At 58.5% G+C, this 17,218-nt stretch carries 12 protein-coding genes and 1 tRNA gene; 6 read left to right on the forward strand and 7 right to left on the reverse strand.

All coding sequences use genetic code 11. The features are described from left to right. Positions 1-358: 358 nt before the first annotated feature. From JNN07_19285 to lysA, 3 genes are all read left to right on the forward strand, one after another. Positions 359-1,378 (forward strand): squalene/phytoene synthase family protein, encoded by a 1,020-nt coding sequence (locus tag JNN07_19285; GenBank protein MBL9169889.1) that lies wholly within the window; start codon positions 359-361, stop codon positions 1,376-1,378. A 57-nt stretch (positions 1,379-1,435) separates the two neighbouring features. Then, on the forward strand, positions 1,436-2,980 hold the full coding sequence (locus JNN07_19290; protein MBL9169890.1) for a hypothetical protein: 1,545 nt from the start codon (positions 1,436-1,438) through the stop codon (positions 2,978-2,980). Between the two features lie 85 nt (positions 2,981-3,065). After that, positions 3,066-4,364 carry a diaminopimelate decarboxylase gene (gene lysA / locus JNN07_19295; GenBank protein ID MBL9169891.1) on the forward strand — a complete coding sequence of 433 codons (1,299 nt, stop codon included), beginning with the start codon at positions 3,066-3,068 and terminating at the stop codon, positions 4,362-4,364. Between the two features lie 319 nt (positions 4,365-4,683). On the opposite strand, the gene JNN07_19300 is transcribed toward lysA, so the two are convergent. The 6 genes from JNN07_19300 to JNN07_19325 all read right to left on the reverse strand — a co-directional run bounded on the left by JNN07_19300 (position 4,684) and on the right by JNN07_19325 (position 11,193). Beyond that, positions 4,684-5,790 (reverse strand): beta-lactamase family protein, encoded by a 1,107-nt coding sequence (locus JNN07_19300; GenBank protein MBL9169892.1) that lies wholly within the window; start codon positions 5,788-5,790, stop codon positions 4,684-4,686. A 51-nt stretch (positions 5,791-5,841) separates the two neighbouring features. Continuing rightward, positions 5,842-6,948 (reverse strand): histidinol-phosphate transaminase, encoded by a 1,107-nt coding sequence (locus JNN07_19305; protein MBL9169893.1) that lies wholly within the window; start codon positions 6,946-6,948, stop codon positions 5,842-5,844. A gap of 49 nt (positions 6,949-6,997) precedes the next feature. Beyond that, positions 6,998-8,092, reverse strand: coding sequence for an AAA family ATPase (locus JNN07_19310; protein MBL9169894.1), 1,095 nt, complete (start codon positions 8,090-8,092; stop codon positions 6,998-7,000). A 19-nt stretch (positions 8,093-8,111) separates the two neighbouring features. Continuing rightward, positions 8,112-9,152, reverse strand: coding sequence for a phosphotransacetylase (locus tag JNN07_19315; protein ID MBL9169895.1), 1,041 nt, complete (start codon positions 9,150-9,152; stop codon positions 8,112-8,114). 353 nt (positions 9,153-9,505) lie between these two features. After that, positions 9,506-10,366: a bifunctional DNA-formamidopyrimidine glycosylase/DNA-(apurinic or apyrimidinic site) lyase gene (gene mutM / locus JNN07_19320; protein ID MBL9169896.1), complete on the reverse strand. Its 861-nt coding sequence runs from the start codon at positions 10,364-10,366 to the stop codon at positions 9,506-9,508. A gap of 95 nt (positions 10,367-10,461) precedes the next feature. Next, positions 10,462-11,193: a UMP kinase gene (locus JNN07_19325; GenBank protein ID MBL9169897.1), complete on the reverse strand. Its 732-nt coding sequence runs from the start codon at positions 11,191-11,193 to the stop codon at positions 10,462-10,464. Positions 11,194-11,614: 421 nt separating this feature from the next. Between JNN07_19325 and JNN07_19330 the strand changes: the two genes are divergently transcribed. After that, positions 11,615-11,689 (forward strand) — tRNA-Thr (locus JNN07_19330). A gap of 89 nt (positions 11,690-11,778) precedes the next feature. Next, positions 11,779-13,032 (forward strand): tyrosine-type recombinase/integrase, encoded by a 1,254-nt coding sequence (locus JNN07_19335; protein MBL9169898.1) that lies wholly within the window; start codon positions 11,779-11,781, stop codon positions 13,030-13,032. 50 nt (positions 13,033-13,082) lie between these two features. Here the strand turns inward: JNN07_19335 and JNN07_19340 are convergent, their stop codons facing one another. Continuing rightward, positions 13,083-13,292: a helix-turn-helix domain-containing protein gene (locus JNN07_19340; protein MBL9169899.1), complete on the reverse strand. Its 210-nt coding sequence runs from the start codon at positions 13,290-13,292 to the stop codon at positions 13,083-13,085. 994 nt (positions 13,293-14,286) lie between these two features. On the opposite strand from JNN07_19340, the gene JNN07_19345 reads away from it, so the two are divergent. After that, complete coding sequence (locus JNN07_19345; protein MBL9169900.1) at positions 14,287-16,632, forward strand: hypothetical protein; 2,346 nt, start codon at positions 14,287-14,289, stop codon at positions 16,630-16,632. Positions 16,633-17,218: the final 586 nt, after the last annotated feature.

Here is a 17,218-nt window from a genome sequence, read left to right on the forward strand (position 1 = left end):
ATTCAGTTTGGCAGGATACCCGACTCAATAGGCTTCAGCCCCACTGTGGACCCTACTGACTGGTAAGCCGGATGCGGGAAATCCGCCAGTCCGGTTTGGAGGGAGGGGTGCGGTCAATCCCGCATTCCTACCCCTATCAATTGTAGTGTGGGCCGTCTCGGCCCATGGGATGTGGAAAAAGGGAAAGGATGAAGGGACTGCCCGCTGCGCTCCGGGGCAGGGGAATCGTCCAGGGACGGACGACGCTACAAATCGTCGACTCAGTTTCCCCTTTCCAGCCTGGCGGTCTCCAAGCAGGCTTAGGGCCTGACATGCGGGTTGATTTTCAGTGCGGCTCCCGAAAGGGTAACGATCGGCGATGATGGCTGAGATTCCTCCATCGCTGGTTCTGTTGCTGCGTGATACCTCGCGGAGCTTCTATCTGACGCTGCGGCTGCTGCCGGCACCGGTCCGCCCTCAGATCGGGTTGGCCTACCTCTTGGCTCGTGCGACCGATACCGTCGCGGACACGGACCTCATCTCGGTATCCCAACGCCTTGACGCGTTGGGGGCGATGCGGCGCCGCATCCTGGATCCGGCCGCTCGCCCGCTCGATCTCACTTCCTTTGTATCGGCTAGCTCGCGCACGGCATCGCCAGGGGAGCAGCGGTTGCTGGCCAGGATCGAGGAGGCGGTGGCAGTTCTGCGCGGATTCTCGGGTCCCGACCAAGCACGGATCACTTCGGTGATCGATGTCATCACCGGGGGGCAGGAGTTGGATCTGCAGCGGTTTGGGGGGGCGACGGCGGACTCTATTGTGGCCCTCCGATCGGCCGAGGAGCTGGACGACTACACCTTTCGAGTCGCGGGGTGCGTGGGACGCTTCTGGACGGAGATGTGCTCGGCGCATCTGTTTGGTGAAGGGGCCTGGGATGAGGCGGCGCAACTCCGGAGGGGCGTCGAGTTCGGAAAAGGACTGCAGCTGGTCAACATCCTTCGCGATTTGCCTCGGGATCTGCGTCAGGGACGATGCTATCTGCCGTCGGAGGAGCTGGCGGCGGTCGGCCTGCGCCCGAGCGATCTCCTTGAAACCAGGAATGGGCCTCGGTTGCGTCCGATTTACGAGCGGTATCTCGATCGAAGCCAGGCATTCCTCGATTCCGGGTGGGCCTATACGCTGGGGATCCCTGGGAATGCCCGTCGCTTGCGGCTGGGCTGTGCGTTGCCGATTCTGATCGGGGTACGGACCTTGGGTTTGCTGAGGCAATCGAGCCCGTTGTCCGTCGCTGCGCCGGTCAAAGTGACACGTCCGTGGCTACGAGGCGCTGCCGGCCGGGCCTTCCTGGCGTGCTGGGGGCTCCAAGACTGGCAGCGCCTATATGGTTGGGCGAAGGGCTAACCACACCTTTCGTTTATCCAGTTGCACCTGGCCCACTGGATCCGCTAAAATCTTTTCATGCAAAAAATCCGACGCTTTCTCATTTGCTGTCTGATCTGGGTGGGGCTGGTTCCGGGACGGTCTTCCATGGCTGCTGACGCCCCGACGGGTGCCCAGGATCCAGCTGCGCGGGCGAGGCTGGAATTGGAGCGTCAGGCGAACGCCGCTGGCCAGCCAGCTGCCAGCGCTGCCGAAGCCAGCGCCAAGTCCGCCCAGCAGCTACAGAATCAGGCCAAATCCTTAGCCGCGAAGCAAACCACGGCCCCGGGACCCAAGGTGCGTTATGCCACCAGCCGCCCGGTGAAGCTGAGCCCTCCTCCTCCCAGCGCGGAAGAAGTTGCCCGCCAGGAGCGATTGGCGCAGATCGAACGCGAAGTGGAACGGCGTCGTGCCGAGCGGGCTGGCCAAGCCCCGGCGGCAGTAGCCGTCGCGAACAAGCCTCAAGAGGTTTCTCCGGTGCCTCCCGCTGCCACCGGTTCCCCCGCACCGGCGCCCGTGGTGGTGTCGCGTGAAACGCCACCGACTTCGGAAGCCACGGAGAAGCAGCGGAGCCAGTCCTTGCGTGAAAAGCTCGCCGCCGATCGCGCCCGGTTGGCAGCCGAACGCGAGGCCGCTGAACAACAGAAAGCCCAGCAGCGCCAGCGCCGTGAAGGTATTGCTTTTTCCAGCCAAACGCCCCCACCCGCAGCCGCCTTGGCCTCGGCCTCCACTCCTCCAGCCCCGGCTCCCGCCGCTGAGGCGGTGGAAGCGGATCGAAAAGCTCGGGTTGAGAAGGTGCAGTCTGAGCTGGATTCCAAACAGTTTGCCCAGAACGCCTCAGGTGGCGCTGGTCGTGTCCAGGTCGCCAGCCCCGCGCCCTCGCTCCCCGTTCTTTCCCTGGAGCAGGAACGCAAGGCTCGCGAGCTGTTGCGTCAGACTTTGGCTGAGTTGGAACAGCAGGAGGCCGCCGCGAATCCAAGCAAGAAGGCGAAAGCGACCAAGGCAGCTCCAGTGACCGCAGCGCCCGCTCCTGCTCCGGCCCCGGCTGCAGCTGCAGCTGCAGCTCCTGCTCCTGCTCCCTCGGCGGAAGCGGAGCTGAAGCGTCAGGAAGAGCAGTCGCGGTTGGCAGCGCGTGAGCTGATCCGTCAGGAAGGCGAACGCGTGGAGGCCGAGAAGAAGGCGAAAGCGGCTCAGGCCAAGATTCAAGCCGACCGAGCGGAGGCCGAGCGGCGCTCCAAACAAGCCCAGGAGGTTCAAGCCAAGTCGGAAGCCAAAGCGCAGGCTGAACGTGCCAAGGCGGATGCCGACAAGGCGCGTGCCAATGCTAAGTTGGAAGAGGCCAAAGCCAAGCTTCACACCCGTACCGAAGCGGAACGTGCCGCGGAATCCCAGGCGAAGAAGGCGACGGTGAAGCCAGCGCCTGCAGCTCCCGCCTCAGCAGCCGCCACTCCTGCTGTTGTGGCCGCCCCGACTACCAAGGCCGAGAAGCTGGCGGCTCTGCTGAAGTCCTACACCCGTTCGGACTCGCCCATTTCCGCCGAAGAGTATCATCGGGAACGAGCACGGATTCTGTCAGAGCCCTGATTGCGCGTCCCGATAAAGTCCACGCATCCAATCTCTCCCAGGCCTCGGATCGGTAGATCAGGGGGCCTGGGAGTTTATCTACACCATGCACCATTTCCATTACTCCGGATCCCAGCTGTTCTGCGAGAACGTCTCCATCGAATCTCTGGTCAAGAAGTTCGGTTCGCCCCTGTATGTCTATTCGCAGAGCACTCTCAAGGATCATTTCCAGCGGCTCGACCAGGCTCTGGAGCCCTTAGACCACCTGATTTGCTACGCCATGAAGGCGAACTCCAATCAGGCGGTGATGCGGACTCTCGCCCGCGAAGGCAGCGGCTTCGATGTGGTGAGTGAAGGGGAGCTGCGTCGGGTGATTGCTGCCGGTGGAAACCCGGCGAAGTGCGTGTTTGCCGGGGTGGGCAAGACGGAGACTGAGATCGCCTTCGCCATTCGCCAGGGGATTTATTCCTTCAATGTGGAGAGCGAGCCTGAGCTGGAGCGGATTAACCGAGTTGCCAAACGCATTGGGGTCAAGGCCCCCGTGGCGGTGCGAGTGAACCCCAACATTGACGCTCATACTCACGCGAAAATCACGACTGGGACTTATGAAAATAAATTCGGGATCGCATTTGAGCAGGTGGAAGGAGTCTACGCCCGGGCCAGCAAGCTGAGGAACCTCCGGCTCCGTGGCATTCAGATGCATATCGGGTCTCAGTTGACCGAGGTTGCCCCGTTCGAAAGTGCCGTTCGCAAGGTGGCGCCGATGGTGGCCAAGCTGGCTGCCAAGTATGCCTTTGAGTTTTTCAGCATCGGGGGCGGCATTGGAATTGTTTATCAGCCGGCGCTCGAGAGCGGTCAGGCCCAGTGGTGGAAGACCGGCCCGGCCCGCAAGATTCTCACTCCGGCCAGCTATGCCAAAACGCTGATCCCCATACTCCAGCCCATGGGGCTCAAGGTTCTGCTCGAACCAGGCCGCTTCATCGTCGGTAACGCCGGCATCTTGGTGGCCCGGGTAGAGTATGTGAAACGCACCGGACGGAAAAACTTCGTCATTGTCGATGCGGCCATGAATGACCTGATCCGGCCGGCTTTCTATGACTCGTATCATCAGATCGTACCGGTTCGAGCCAAGAAGGGAGCCACGATCTCCAGCGACGTCGTTGGCCCCATCTGCGAGTCGGGTGACTACTTCGCCAAGGACCGCCTTTTGCCCAAGGTCGGGGAAGGGGATCTGCTGGCCCTGCTGAGCGCAGGCGCCTACGGTTCCGTCATGGGATCCAATTATAATTCCCGTGGCCTCGCGGCTGAGGTGCTCGTTTCGGGAAGCAAATCCGCGCTCGTTCGTGAGCGTCAGCCGCTCGAAGAGATCTGGAAACTAGAGCGCACACCGGCCTGGCTGAAGTGAGCCGGATCTGGCGCACAGCCGATGGGCGGGAAGAATTGAACCGCTATGGGCGCAAAGGACGCGATGGGGGAGACCGAGGGGCTCCATATTCGGCGTCCAGTCCTTTGCCGTGTAGGAAAAGCGGGGACCTGCTGAAGCAGGAACTCCCTACGCAGCCCCGGACCGCGCGGAATGGTTGAAGGAGCCTTGGCAAGAAGCAAGGAACGGTGATCGACGGCGAAAGACTTCTCCTGCCTTAAGGTGAGTATTCGTCGTTTCCGCAGGAAAACATCTCGCTGTCCGTGGGACTTAGCCCACTCCGACTCGAGGTCGGAGTGGGCTAAGTCCCACGGACAGCGAGCCCGAGATCTTCATAGATCGCCGTGTTGATCGCGTGGTTGCGCTGGCGATGAAGTCGCTCGCCACACATCCCGTTGCACACCCAGGCCACCGACAGGTCCTGATCGGGGTCGACAAATGAGATGGAGGTCTGCATGCCGCCGTGCCCAAACGAATCCAGCGACGCGTGCTGGCCAAAGCCGTAGGACAAAATGGGCTGGCCTGGATGCTGGGTATTGAGCAGCAGTCCTAGTCCCCAATCGATGTGTTGAAGGAAGGTCTCATCGTAGAGACCTTGGCGATGGCGGTAGCGCATCAAATCCACTGTCTCGCGACGAAGAATCCGGTGCCCATTCGCCTCGCCGCCGCACCGGAGCATCTCCACAAACTGTCCAAGCTCGCGCACGGGGCCGCGCGCGTTTCCTCCGGGTCGGCAGGCGGTTGAATCGTGTTCCGTCGTCGCGACGGGCGTTCGTTTGGCATCGCCTGGACGCATCTCGAAGAAATCACCCCGGCGATCTCCCAGTTCCTGAAATGCGGCGCTCGTCATGCCGAGCCAGCTGGAGCTCATCCCCAGAGGCAGGAAAATTTCTTCGCGCACATAGTCGGAGAAGGGACGGCCGTCCAGGCGGCGGACGATCTCTCCAAGCACGTACCAACTGGCGCTGTGGTGGTATCCTGCCCGCTGGCCCGGGATCCATCCGGATTCAGCGGGTGCGGCACAGATAAACTCGATCACTTCGTCCCACGGTAGCGAGAGATCGATCTGATTGGCGCCGCGGAAGCCGGCGGTGTGAGTGAGTAAGTGAGCGAGGGTGATGTTTTCTTTTCCTGCCTGCGCGAACTCGGGGATGAAGCGGGCGACCGGATCGTGAAGATGGAGCCGGCCGCGTTCGAGCTGCTGGCACACGGCGACTGCGGTGACGGGTTTGGTGCAGGAAAACCAGAACTGACTGGTGTCGGTCCGCATGGGGACACCTGGACGACACTCGCCGATCGCCAGGTCCGCGACCTCCCTTCCTCCTCGCGCGACAAACAGCTGCGCGCCCAGATGCAGGCCTTCCTGAATGCCTTGCTCGATCAGGGCGATGGTTCGATGCAGGATCACCTGGTTAGCGTGTCACCCTGATGCACAAAGGCCTGGAACCATTGGGGGCGCTCATTTCGGGGCGAGCTGAGCCACCGCCTGCTTGAGGGCTGCGAGACCACGCTGGTTCTCGGCTGCTGTGCCGATCGAGATCCGGATGTAGTCCGGGAGCTGATAGCCACCCATCGGTCGGGCGATGACCCCCTGTTGCTGCATGAGTTCAAACACCCGCTGACCCTGGCCGACCTTGACCAAGATGAAATTTGCGGCCGACGGCTGGAACTCGAGCCCGAGCGCTTTCAGCTCGGTTTCGAAAAAACGCAGGCCCTGCAGATTGTTGTCGCGAGTTTTGTTTAAGTGATCTGTGTCATCCAGCGCGGCGATCGCCCCGGCTTGAACAAGGGCATTGATGTTGAACGGTTGCCGGACCTTCTCCAGGCTGGCGATCAACTCGGGATCTCCGATTCCGTAACCCAGACGCAGTCCCGCCAGTCCGTAGATCTTGGAGAAGGTGCGCATCAGGAGCAGGTTTGGCTTGGAGCGTTGCCGGATCATCGGGAGGAGGTCGCAGGGCTGGGGCAGGAATTCGAGATAGGCCTCATCCATCGCGATGAGAACATGCGAGGGAACCTTTTGCACAAAGTCCAGGATGTCCTGGGGCGAGAGTAAGGTGCCAGTGGGGTTGTTGGGATTGGCCACGAACACCACCTTGGTTGTTGGCGTGATGGCTTGAAGCAGGCCCGGAAGATCGTGTCCGAGTCCGTTGGCAGGCACCGTGATCAGGCGGGAGCCGAACAGATGCGTAATGATCGGGTAGACCGCGAAACAGTATTGAGAGACCACCACATCGACCCCCGGGCCCATCAAGGCATGGCCGACGAACTCAATGATCTCGTTCGAACCGTTGCCGAGCACCAAGTTCTCGGGCGTGACTCCCAACTTCTGGGCGAGCTTCTGTTTCAGGTAAAATGCATTGCCATCCGGATACAGGTGGAGATTTCGGATCACCCGTTCCATAGCGGTTACCGCAGCGGGGGAGGGGCCGTTAGGGTTTTCGTTGGAGGCGAGCTTGATAATGTCCTGAGCCGGGAGTCCTAGCTCGCGGGCCACTTCTTCGATCGGGCGCCCGGGCTGGTAGACCGGAAGCTTTTTAAGATTAGGATTCAGTTCCAGTGACATAGCCATACGATAAGGTCAGGAGCGGCGTGCGATAGGGTTTCTTGACGGATCAAAGTTTGGAGAGGATGCGCTTCACATCGACGTGCTTGCCGATGAGGCCTCGGATCAGCTCGATCTTCGCGGTGTCATCCGGACGCGTCTTGACGAGCATGTCATGAACCTTCGAAGCCACTTCGTAGCTGTCCTCTTTGGCGAGGAGCACGGGGAAGGACATCTTCTTCATCACGTCCATCACGGAGGCGCTGGGACGGAGCCCGCCGGTCAGCACGATGCCCGCGAGGCTCTCGCCGGTGCTATCAGGGGGGGTGGTCGCGGCGGCCAGCAAGAGATCTTCCCGATCTCCCGGCGTGATCAGGCAGATCCCCGGTTTGAAGAAGCGCTGCGCGTTCTGAACACCCATGGCTCCTACCACCACATCGCGGACGATATGGAGCCGGGATTCGGCGTCGCAAAGGAGCTTCGCATTCAGTTCCTCCTGAATGGACGCCATGTTGGGGCTCGACAGCATCGGATGATGCGGAATCACGCCGAGCAATTCGAGGCCCTTGCGTTTGAGTCCTTTGCGGGCGAAGTCCGAGACGAAATCCAGCTTCTCAGGAATCACCTTGTTCAGGATGACTCCGATGATCTCGACGCCCTCTTTCTCGAACAGCGCTTGATTGAGGGCAACCTCATCGATGGGCTTTCCGATTCCACCACGGCTGACGATGATCACCTTGGCTCCGAGCGTCTTGGCTACTTGTGCGTTGGAGAGATCGAACACCGCTCCGACACCGGCATGGCCGGAGCCTTCGCAGAGCACGAAGTCTTTCTCCCACGCTACCCGGTCAAAGGCCCGCTGGATCCGTTTCACCAACATCTCGTTGTTGGAGGCTTGCAGATACTTGCGGGTAAAGTCGGGTTCGACGGCGATGGGGCTCATGTCCACCAGCGGGCAGTTGAGCTGGTACACCGAGTCCATCAGCACCGTGTCTTCATCGATCTTGTGCTCCTCGATCTCCACGAAGCGCTGTCCCACGGGCTTGATGTAACCAATGCGTGGGTGATGAGCTTGAAGAGCGGCGAGCAAGCCGAGGGAAGTGGTGGTCTTGCCGTCGTTCTGGCGGGTGGCGGCGATGAAAACCCTGGGCGTGTCGGTGTTCACGGGAGGCGAGGGGGTTTGGTTATTTTTGGGTCTGTTCGGGGTGGAGCTCCTGGTAGGCGATCGATTGCAGCCCCACGATGGCGGCCACCCCGAGGATGTCGTGCGCGTTGGATCCGCGAGAGACATCGGCGGCCGGGCGGTCGAGACCCAGGAGAATCTGCCCGTAGGCATTCGCGCGGGCGACGTGTTGCACCAGCTTGCTCGCGATGTTGCCGGAGTTCAGGTCGGGGAAGATGAGGACATTCGCGCGCCCAGCGACCTTGCTGTCGGGGGTTTTGCGTGCGGCGATATGGGGTATCAGGGCGGCATCCACCTGGAGTTCCCCATCGAAATCTGCTTCCAAGCGATGCTCCTGCGCCCGCTGGATGGCGAGTGCTGTTGCGGCTTGCACCCGGCCGATGGTGGGATGCGTTGCGCTGCCTTTCGTGGAGTAGGATAAGAGCGCGACTCGGGGACGTTTTCCCGTGAGTTGGCGGGCCAGTCCAGCGGTCGACACCGCGATGTCGGCAAGTTGATCGACGGTAGGTTCGGGGATGACACCGCAATCAGCCAGGAACAGTACACCGTCGTCGCCGAAGCGGCTGTCGTCGACCTCCATCACCATGCAGCTGGAGGCGGTTGAGGCGGTCGGGGCCACTTTGATGATTTGGAAGAAGGGGCGAAGGGTGCTTCCGGTGATTTCACTGGCGCCGCTGACCACGCCATCTGCCTGGTGCATGGCGACCATCATGGCTCCGTAGTAGTTGGGATGGATCATCGCCTGCCGGGCTTCCTGCTGTTGGATGCCTTTGCTGCGCCGCAACGCTTCGAAGCGCTGGGTGAACAGCGGAAGATCCTCGCTTTCGGCCGGGTTGATGATCCGGATACCCTCCAGGGAGACATTCAGCTGAGCGGCGCTGGCCTTGATCTCCGTACGATTGCCCAGAAGGATTGGCACACCGAGGCGAAGGGAGTGAAATTGGCGCGCTGCCTGGAGCACCCGAGGCTCCATACCTTCGGGAAAGACCACCCGTTTGGGGTGCCTTTGGAGTTTCTCGTAGATATTGCCAATAAAGCGCATGTCAGGTCTTTAGCCTAGCTGACCAGGTAGGGCAACAGCGATTCTCACTTAACATGATCCCACCTCGCCGCGCACGCATACGGCCCCCACTCACGTGTAATGCGCCGAAAGGGCAGTCCCCCGTATGGAGTTCCGCCTTCAGCCCAATCCATGCCGCCCTACTGCATGGATTGGGCTGAAGGCGGATGCGGCACCGGAGTGGGAAGGGACGCCAAACCTGCTGAAGCAGGAACTCCATACAAGAGGACGCGGGCCACAGGGCAAATTGGATCCGTCATGGTCTCACCCGAAAACAATGACACCCGCAGTTGGAACCGCCGATTTCCCCGATGACTCGCCTGGGAACTGGAGACTCACCTTGTGGGCTGACAACCCGGGCAGTAGAAGGTGCTGCGGGCGGCCTGAACCATCCGGCGGATCGGTGTTCCACAGCGGTAGCAAGGCTGGCCCTCTCGATCATAGACTTGCAGGCGTTCCTCGTAGTTCTTCGCGCTATCCGGGCTCGATCCGTAGTAGAAGAGCCCATCCTTCTTCCCTTCGCCCGAGAAATCCAAGGGCAGTGTCGATCCGAAGCGGATGGCCTCCTCCAAAACGCCGCGAATGGCTTCGGTCAGCCGCTGGAGCTGTTGATGATTGAGGCGGTTGGCTGGCGTTCGGGGAGAAATTCGGGAACGAAACAGCGCCTCGCTGGCGTAGATGTTACCGATGCCGGCCACTAAGCTTTGGTCCAATAGCTTGACCTTGATCGGCTGAGAGCTTCGTTGAAGCGCCTTCTGGAGGTAGGAACTCGTGAACTCCGCGTCCAGCGGTTCGGGTCCCAGGTCAGCCAATGGGCTGGTATCCAGGGTCAATCGACCGAAGTAGCGGGTGTCCTCGAAGATAAGCTGCTCCTTACCCAAGAACAGGCGAACCGGGACATGACGGGGCAGGGGAACATCGGCACCCACGACCGACATACGGCCCGTCATTCCCAAGTGGCCGACCAGGGAGATGGCGTGTTGAGCGGGTTTAGCCGGTTTCAGCCCGAAGAGCAGGAACTTTCCACGTCGTTCCACGCTTTCGAATGTCGCGCCCGTCAGGGCCTTTCGGAAGGTCCGGGGATCGGTCGGTCGGATGCTTCGCGGGCGGCACACATCGAGCTCAGTGATCTGCTTTCCGATCAGCCGATCGCGCAAGTGACGGACCAAGACTTCCACTTCGGGTAATTCTGGCATGGCCCTGGCCTATCCCGGTCGGTGAGTGGGTTCGTCCGACCTATTGTCGTTTCGGCGTGGGCGGAGGCCCCATTCAGCGCGTCTTCAGCTGGAAACTACTCCGCGTGAGTGACGAGGGTGCCAACCTTCTCGCCGAGCACGACCTTGCGCAGGTTGTGGGGCTTAAAGACATCGAACACGATGATGGGCATGCGGTTGTCCATGCAGAGCGAAAAGGCGGTCGAATCCATCACCTTGAGCTGCTGCATCAGGGCCTCCTGGTAGGTGATTTGGCTGTAGCGCTTGGCTTTGGGATTCTTCTTGGGATCGCTGTCGTAGATGCCGTCCACCTTGGTGGCCTTGAGGATGACATCGGCGCCGATTTCATTGGCACGCAAGGCGGCCGCCGTGTCGGTGGAGAAATAGGGATTGCCGGTACCCCCGCCGAAGATCACCACGCGGCCCTTTTCCAGGTGGCGCATCGCGCGGCGGCGGATGAAGGGTTCCGCGACCTGGGACATGGTGATGGCACTCTGAACCCGCGTCTCGACCCCGAGCTTCTCCAGGCGATCCTGGAGCGCGAGCGAGTTGATCACCGTGGCGAGCATGCCCATATAGTCTCCCGTGGCCCGCTCGATGCCCCGCTCGCTGCCCTGGAGACCGCGAAAGATATTGCCGCCTCCGATGACGACCACGACCTCAATTCCGAGTTGGCGCACCTCCATGACTTGATTGGCCATTTCTCCGACGGCTTTGGCATCGATGCCCACGCCGGCGGTTCCGCCGAGGGCTTCACCGCTGAGTTTGAGGAGGATGCGTTTATATTTGAGGCGATTATTCTTATTCATGCGCGCGATTCAGAGCGTAGCAGGCCAGCACCGAGCAGGTCAAACCCTCTCCCGCTAGCAGCAACCACCGCCGGCGCGAAAGCACGGTTGTTGTGAGGAGCGGAAGCTGTGGGATCGCGCCGGCGGTGTTTGCTGCTAGAAGGCACTGCGTGCGGGAAGACAGAGATCTCTTGATATTCAAAGGGTTCCGGAATGAGTTTTTGGAGAGGCCGTCGGATTTAGGCTGCGGCGACTTCTCCTGCCTATATAGCGTCGCCCGTCTCGGGGGATCCCCTCCGGTTGGGGACTGGTTAGTGGCAGCAGAGTAGGCGGCGGATTCAGGTCGGAAATAAGCTCTCGAAATAAGCTTGCCCTGACGGGAATAGAAATGAAAATGGGCCTTGAGCGACATCGACTCCTGTCGATCACACTCGTAGTGAGCGCCAAAGTAGCTCAGTGGTAGAGCAACGGTTTCGTAAACCGTAGGTCAAGGGTTCAATCCCCTTCTTTGGCTCCAGTTCATAATCAAGGGCTTATACCTCCGATTTCTTCCCCTAAAACGAATCTTTCCTTGAGGTTATCAGACAGTTATCAGACAGTGGGGCGGTGAAAACCAAAAGCAACAGCGCCGCACCCTGTGTCATTCGGAGAGGGAGCGTCCAGGTGCGGATCTACTCGGTCACTCGGAAGTCTGGTATTCAAAAAGGCGTCCAATTCTTTCAGGTCGCAGATTATACCAGCGGGTCTAGAAAGCTGGTCTCCTTCGGCTCCTTGTCGGATGCGAAGGTCGCCGCCGAACGAGTGGCAACGCTCATGTCTCAAGGAGAGACTTACGCAGCGGGATTCGGAGCAGAGGAGCGTGCGGTGTTCTCCCGGCTAACCGAAATGATTCGGCCAATAAATGTCCCCCTCGAAGTCGCCGTGTCAGATTACGTGGAGGCGTTAACGCTGCTCGGCGGAAATCGACAGCGTTTGATTGAGGCTGCGCATTTCTTTGTGCAACGAAATCCTTCCGCACTTCCGGAAAAGACCGTGACGGCTGCTGTCGCTGAGCTCATCCAAAACAAAAGGGCACTGAAGGCGAGTGAACGCTACTTACAGGATCTCCAATCCCGCCTCTCCCGCTTCGCAACCTCATTCCAGACGAATGTCTCCACGCTAACCACACCCTTGATCCAGTGCTGGTTGGAAGAACTCAAACTTTCCCCTCAATCGCTGAAGAATTACCGCACCGTCCTTCACCTGTTTTTTAAGTTTTGCTCCACTCGCGGCTACGTTCATCGAGGGTTCAATCCGGTGGTGGATACCGAATCTATTCGAGTCCGACCTAGCGATATCGAAATATTTACTCCTGATGAGTTCGCTAAGCTGCTAGCCGCGGCGGAGCCGAACTATCGTCCCTGCCTTGCGCTCCAGGGATTGGCTGGATTGCGTTCGAACGAAGTTGAAAGGATTGAGTGGTCGGACATAGATCTGAAGACTGATACAATTGTGATCTCTCGCGGAGTGGCTAAGACGGCAAGCCGCAGAACTATTCCGATTGGAAAGTCTCTTTCCCTATGGTTGTTGGGAAAAAAGGCTCGAACCGGAAAAGTATGGAAGGGGACACACGACCAGTTCTACCAGCTTCAGTGCGCGGCTGCGACCACCGCCGGAGTGAAGTGGAAACACAATGGTCTCCGGCACAGCTACGCCAGTTACAGGTTTGCCCTTGTGCCCGACGCAGGTAAAATAGCATCTGAACTCGGACATAGCCCCGCAGTTTTGCACAAGCACTACCGAGAGATGGCCAAACAAACCGCTGCCGAGTCTTGGTTCGCCGTAATTCCTAAGCAGCGCACCAAAAAACGCCGTTCTTAGAGCGAACCCAAATGCGACCCCTTGGTGCTTGGTTGCTTCTATCCACTTACTCACTTGCGGGACCCCGTCTCGAATTTTTTCAGATCAGCAATGACTTGATCATAGTCGAATAGAACGGAATGGGAAATGCGGATGGAGCTGAGATACCCAGCGTTGACCCAATGCTCAACGGTCCGGGTGGATTTGCGGATGAGTTTAGCCACCTCAGTCTTGGTGAGTAGACGGGATGGATATGGATGCTTATTGAGCTCGATCGGCATGAGAGAGTCTTCGTTCGATTGCGTTAACATGACTGCCACCATCTCAGAGATTCGTGAATCTTGTGCGTATGGCGTGCGCGTTGTTGAGGATATTCAGTGACGGTGTAAGGCTCCCACAAACTCGGCCGAGGCATCTGGAGAAAAATGGTGGGTGCGCCGTTGAGGGATCCTTCGCGGCGAGGATTCTCCGTGTCGGTTTGCTCCGACATTCCATGCCTGAAGGCGGCTCTCGTCAGCTGCTCGCAGATGCAGTCTCTTTCTCTGGTATGAGGCTGTCGCTTCGGACTGTTTTCAGGGCCAGATTAGGCGTGCCTGGAGACTATGACCCCGGATCACCCCAGCTCACCTGTTCCGATTCATTTCGGACACGCTTCCGATCCAATCCGGAAACCGTTCCGACGGGTCCGAAAAACTGTCCGGATAACTCCCGAAACACCGTCCGAAATCAATCAGAACAGTGTCCGCTTTGATTTCGGACGGCTATCCGGATTGAATCGAGATCAGTGTCCGATATCGACCGGAATACGCAGCATATCTCAGAAAAATGACTTTTTTAGCCCAATGCGTTGGAAGCGCTAAAGTTTTCTTTCGCAGGCTTTGCTCATTGTTTTGTCTAAGCGAGTTTGCTATACATGAGTTGATGCCAAGAAGTTTGCAGCCCGTTGTCTGGTTCATCATAGCCTTGTTCTGTGCTGTTACGGTTTTCGCCGGTGACTATGGGATCAAATGGAGCCATGGCTATGATGGGGGTTATCAAACTTTCTCCGGACCTCCTCAGATCTTTTGGAGAACCAACGATTCCACGTTGATCGTGAAAGCATCCAGAGTCATTGGTATTAACGCTGAGGGCGACGTGCAGTGGAACCAGCCTGGCATAGGAGCACCACCAATTGGAATCGACCCGAAGGGTCGACTCGTCACAGTCGAGATCAAAACGGAAAGGCATGAGTCTCCAAATCCAGTCTGCAGCGGTTCAAGGTGCCTGAGGCTGCTAGTGGATCGATACCAAGTTGAAAAGGACATCTTCGTCCGCCGCCGCCATTCGGAATATCTACATGACTATCCCACCGGTGAGGGCGATCGACAGATGTATGGAGCAATTCTGGGTCCGAGCGGTAGCTTATACCTATTTACCTCGGCTTTTTCAGGGCAGGACGTAGTCCTGGAACTAAACCCCGAATCCGACATCCGTGCAGCTTACCCCGCCGGTGGTATGGACTACAGTGGGTTCCTCGTGGGCGTGGCCGAGGATCGAATTGGGAACTCTTCTGTCCTGGCCAAGTACTATAACTATAAGGGGTCCAGACCGGAAGGGGGCGCCTGGCCATGGACGCACGCCACCACTGGTTTGCCGGATGGCTACGAGTTCCCTGGCAGCCACTTCGAGGATTTTGTGCCCAAGGCCATCGCCGTGGATCCCTTTGGAGGTGTGTTGGTGGCTGGCGGGGGCGGGCCCAACGCTCGACAGCAACCAATGTACTACGGAGGTCCATTCAAGGTTGTGAAGTACGCCGCGAATCGATCCTTCTCATGGTTGAACACCTATCCGGATCCTAACAACTACGGAGGAGTAGCTTTCGTCGTCGGCACAGGTGAGGACGGGGCCGTGTATGCCGCTGGGAACCACAACCTGAGCAAGGAAGCCAACAGTGATGGCTTGCTTCCCTCTGCCTACGTCACGATGAAATTCTCCCGCGAAGGAATTCCGCTGTGGACCAACACTGTTTCCTCGGCATCTCATGTCACTGGCGAACCTTCAATTCTTCTAGTCGATAAAGTTGGTGATGTGGTGGTTGCTGGCACTTCATTTCGCGGAAGGAGTGATTACGATTACTTCATTGTGAAGTATTCGAGCGAGGGTGCGGTGCTTTGGTCTCGTCGGTTCCCCCGGGATAGCTCTGACCCTACCGAGGGAGAGATTCGGCTGGACCCTAGAAAACTGGTTCAGGGTCCAGACGGGAGCTACTTCTATAGCTCTCTGTCGTTCGATAACAGCCTCCGGGAACACGTCGCGGAGGTCACAAAACTGTCGCGTGAAGGGGCTATTCTGTGGCAAAGACAATCCACTCCACCCAGCAGTGCTGGTGCAGCAGGTCAGGTCGTTACTGGTGATCAGGAAGGGAGTTCCTATGTGAGCGGCTATTTGAGTGGTCCGAGCGACAACTGGGTCACCATCAAGTATCAGTCCGACGGTCAGCCCCTTTGGACAAACCGAAGCGATTCCTTGCCGAATGCCCGTGATTTCATGGTCGGCATCGAGTCTGCGCGTTCAGGGAGTGTCCTCCTATTGGCCGCGATGCCGTCGGTACCCGAAGGCTACCGCGCCGGATTCTTTCTCAGGAAAATCAGTCTTGTAGGCGAGTCGCTGTGGCAAGCCGCGGTCGTTGAATCTAACATTGGCTCCCTCCCGTCCTCGACTCACTATCCGCTAGGATTTGCCATCGATGATGATGAAGGCATTCACGTGGCGGCCCTGAGTGTTGATTCCAGTGATTTACAAAGCCTTGAAATGATACGGTTTGATTCTAGCGGGGCGATTCTCTGGACAAATCGGGTTCCGGTGAATCTTAGCGAGACCATCCGTTTGAAAACGGCGGGGATCCTGATTGCGGGTAACCGGAACGATACTTACGTCGCCTGTCCGGTCACTGTCCCAAATCCGCAACCCTTCCAGGTAACCGGCGCTCTGCTCCACTTTGATTCCGCAGGCGTAATCGCTTCTACTAATTTCTTGGACGCGCCCCCTTCCAGTCTCTTCCTCGATGACGAGGGAAATCTTTATGCGAGTCATTATCAGGCGCTCTTGTCCAAACCAGCGTACGTCTTCACCACCATCAAGTACGACAAACGACACGTCCCGATATGGACGAACCTGCTCGAGCGAGCTCGGAGTGAGTTTTTCACGGGCCCCCCGGAGCCTTCGGCAATTCAAGATCCTCGAGGCAACGTGGTGGTGATCAGTGACCCAACCGAGCGACAGCATCTCCTGGAATTGGGGCTATGCCGCTTATTTGATTTTCGACGCCAATCTGTCATGGGCTGGCATCATAGCTTGGGGGTAGTTTTCACTGTAACGTCAGGAACCACATCACGGCCGGGTGAGTGGAGGGCAACTAGTGTGAAAGACTTGCCGCGGGTTAAGCGGACGCCCCTATCGACATCCGTTGAGATTCTGCTCTCACCAATGGCGTCGTACCGGGTTGACCGAGGGGGAACGGTCGATGGTCCGTGGTTGCAGGTTGGTAACCTCGAAACGGACTTCCTAGGCGATGGGCGATTCACCGACACGATGCCTCCGGAGACGAATACATTCTATCGTTTCATCGCGCTGGGCCCGTAGACGCATAGCATCGGTGGCTTTTGGCCCAATCGCACTCACAACGTGGATGGTTTGGATTGCCCGCTGCCATTCCTTGTGTGCCAGATCCCAGGAAGCTGTGCCAGAAGCTCAGCGTCGACTGTGCGCGGTCTCTGTTTAGGAGAAGGCCGATGATCTTGGGTAAACGACTGACGGCATGCTCCGAATGCTTGGCTTACTACGATAGCAGCAGACCTAAGTAGCTTACAATTGAAGCGCTCTGATTGGAGATAGAGGGCAGGGCTCGACCTATGCGAATCGAAGTGAGTGGAGGATTGGATCACCTCACGGCTCGGCCCAGCGAACGGCGGGGCCATCTAACGGGATACCAGAGATCCGGACATCTGTTCCAGGGGAGCGACGAGGAGGAGGTGTATGAAGACGGGGCTTAATCAATTGTCAAATAATTAGATCTGACCGGAATGGCAGTTAGTTAGCGCTTCGAAGAAATGCGGTATTTGGGACCGAAGACGCTGTTTTTGTAGTATCGGTTTCGATGGGAAATTTCGCGAAACGTTCTCCGATGTTTCATCAGGAGCGGATAAGGCTTAGGTCTGCGTTTGACGGC

It is taken from the genome of Verrucomicrobiales bacterium (genome assembly GCA_016793885.1).
In the GTDB taxonomy this organism is placed as follows: domain Bacteria; phylum Verrucomicrobiota; class Verrucomicrobiia; order Limisphaerales; family UBA11320; genus UBA11320.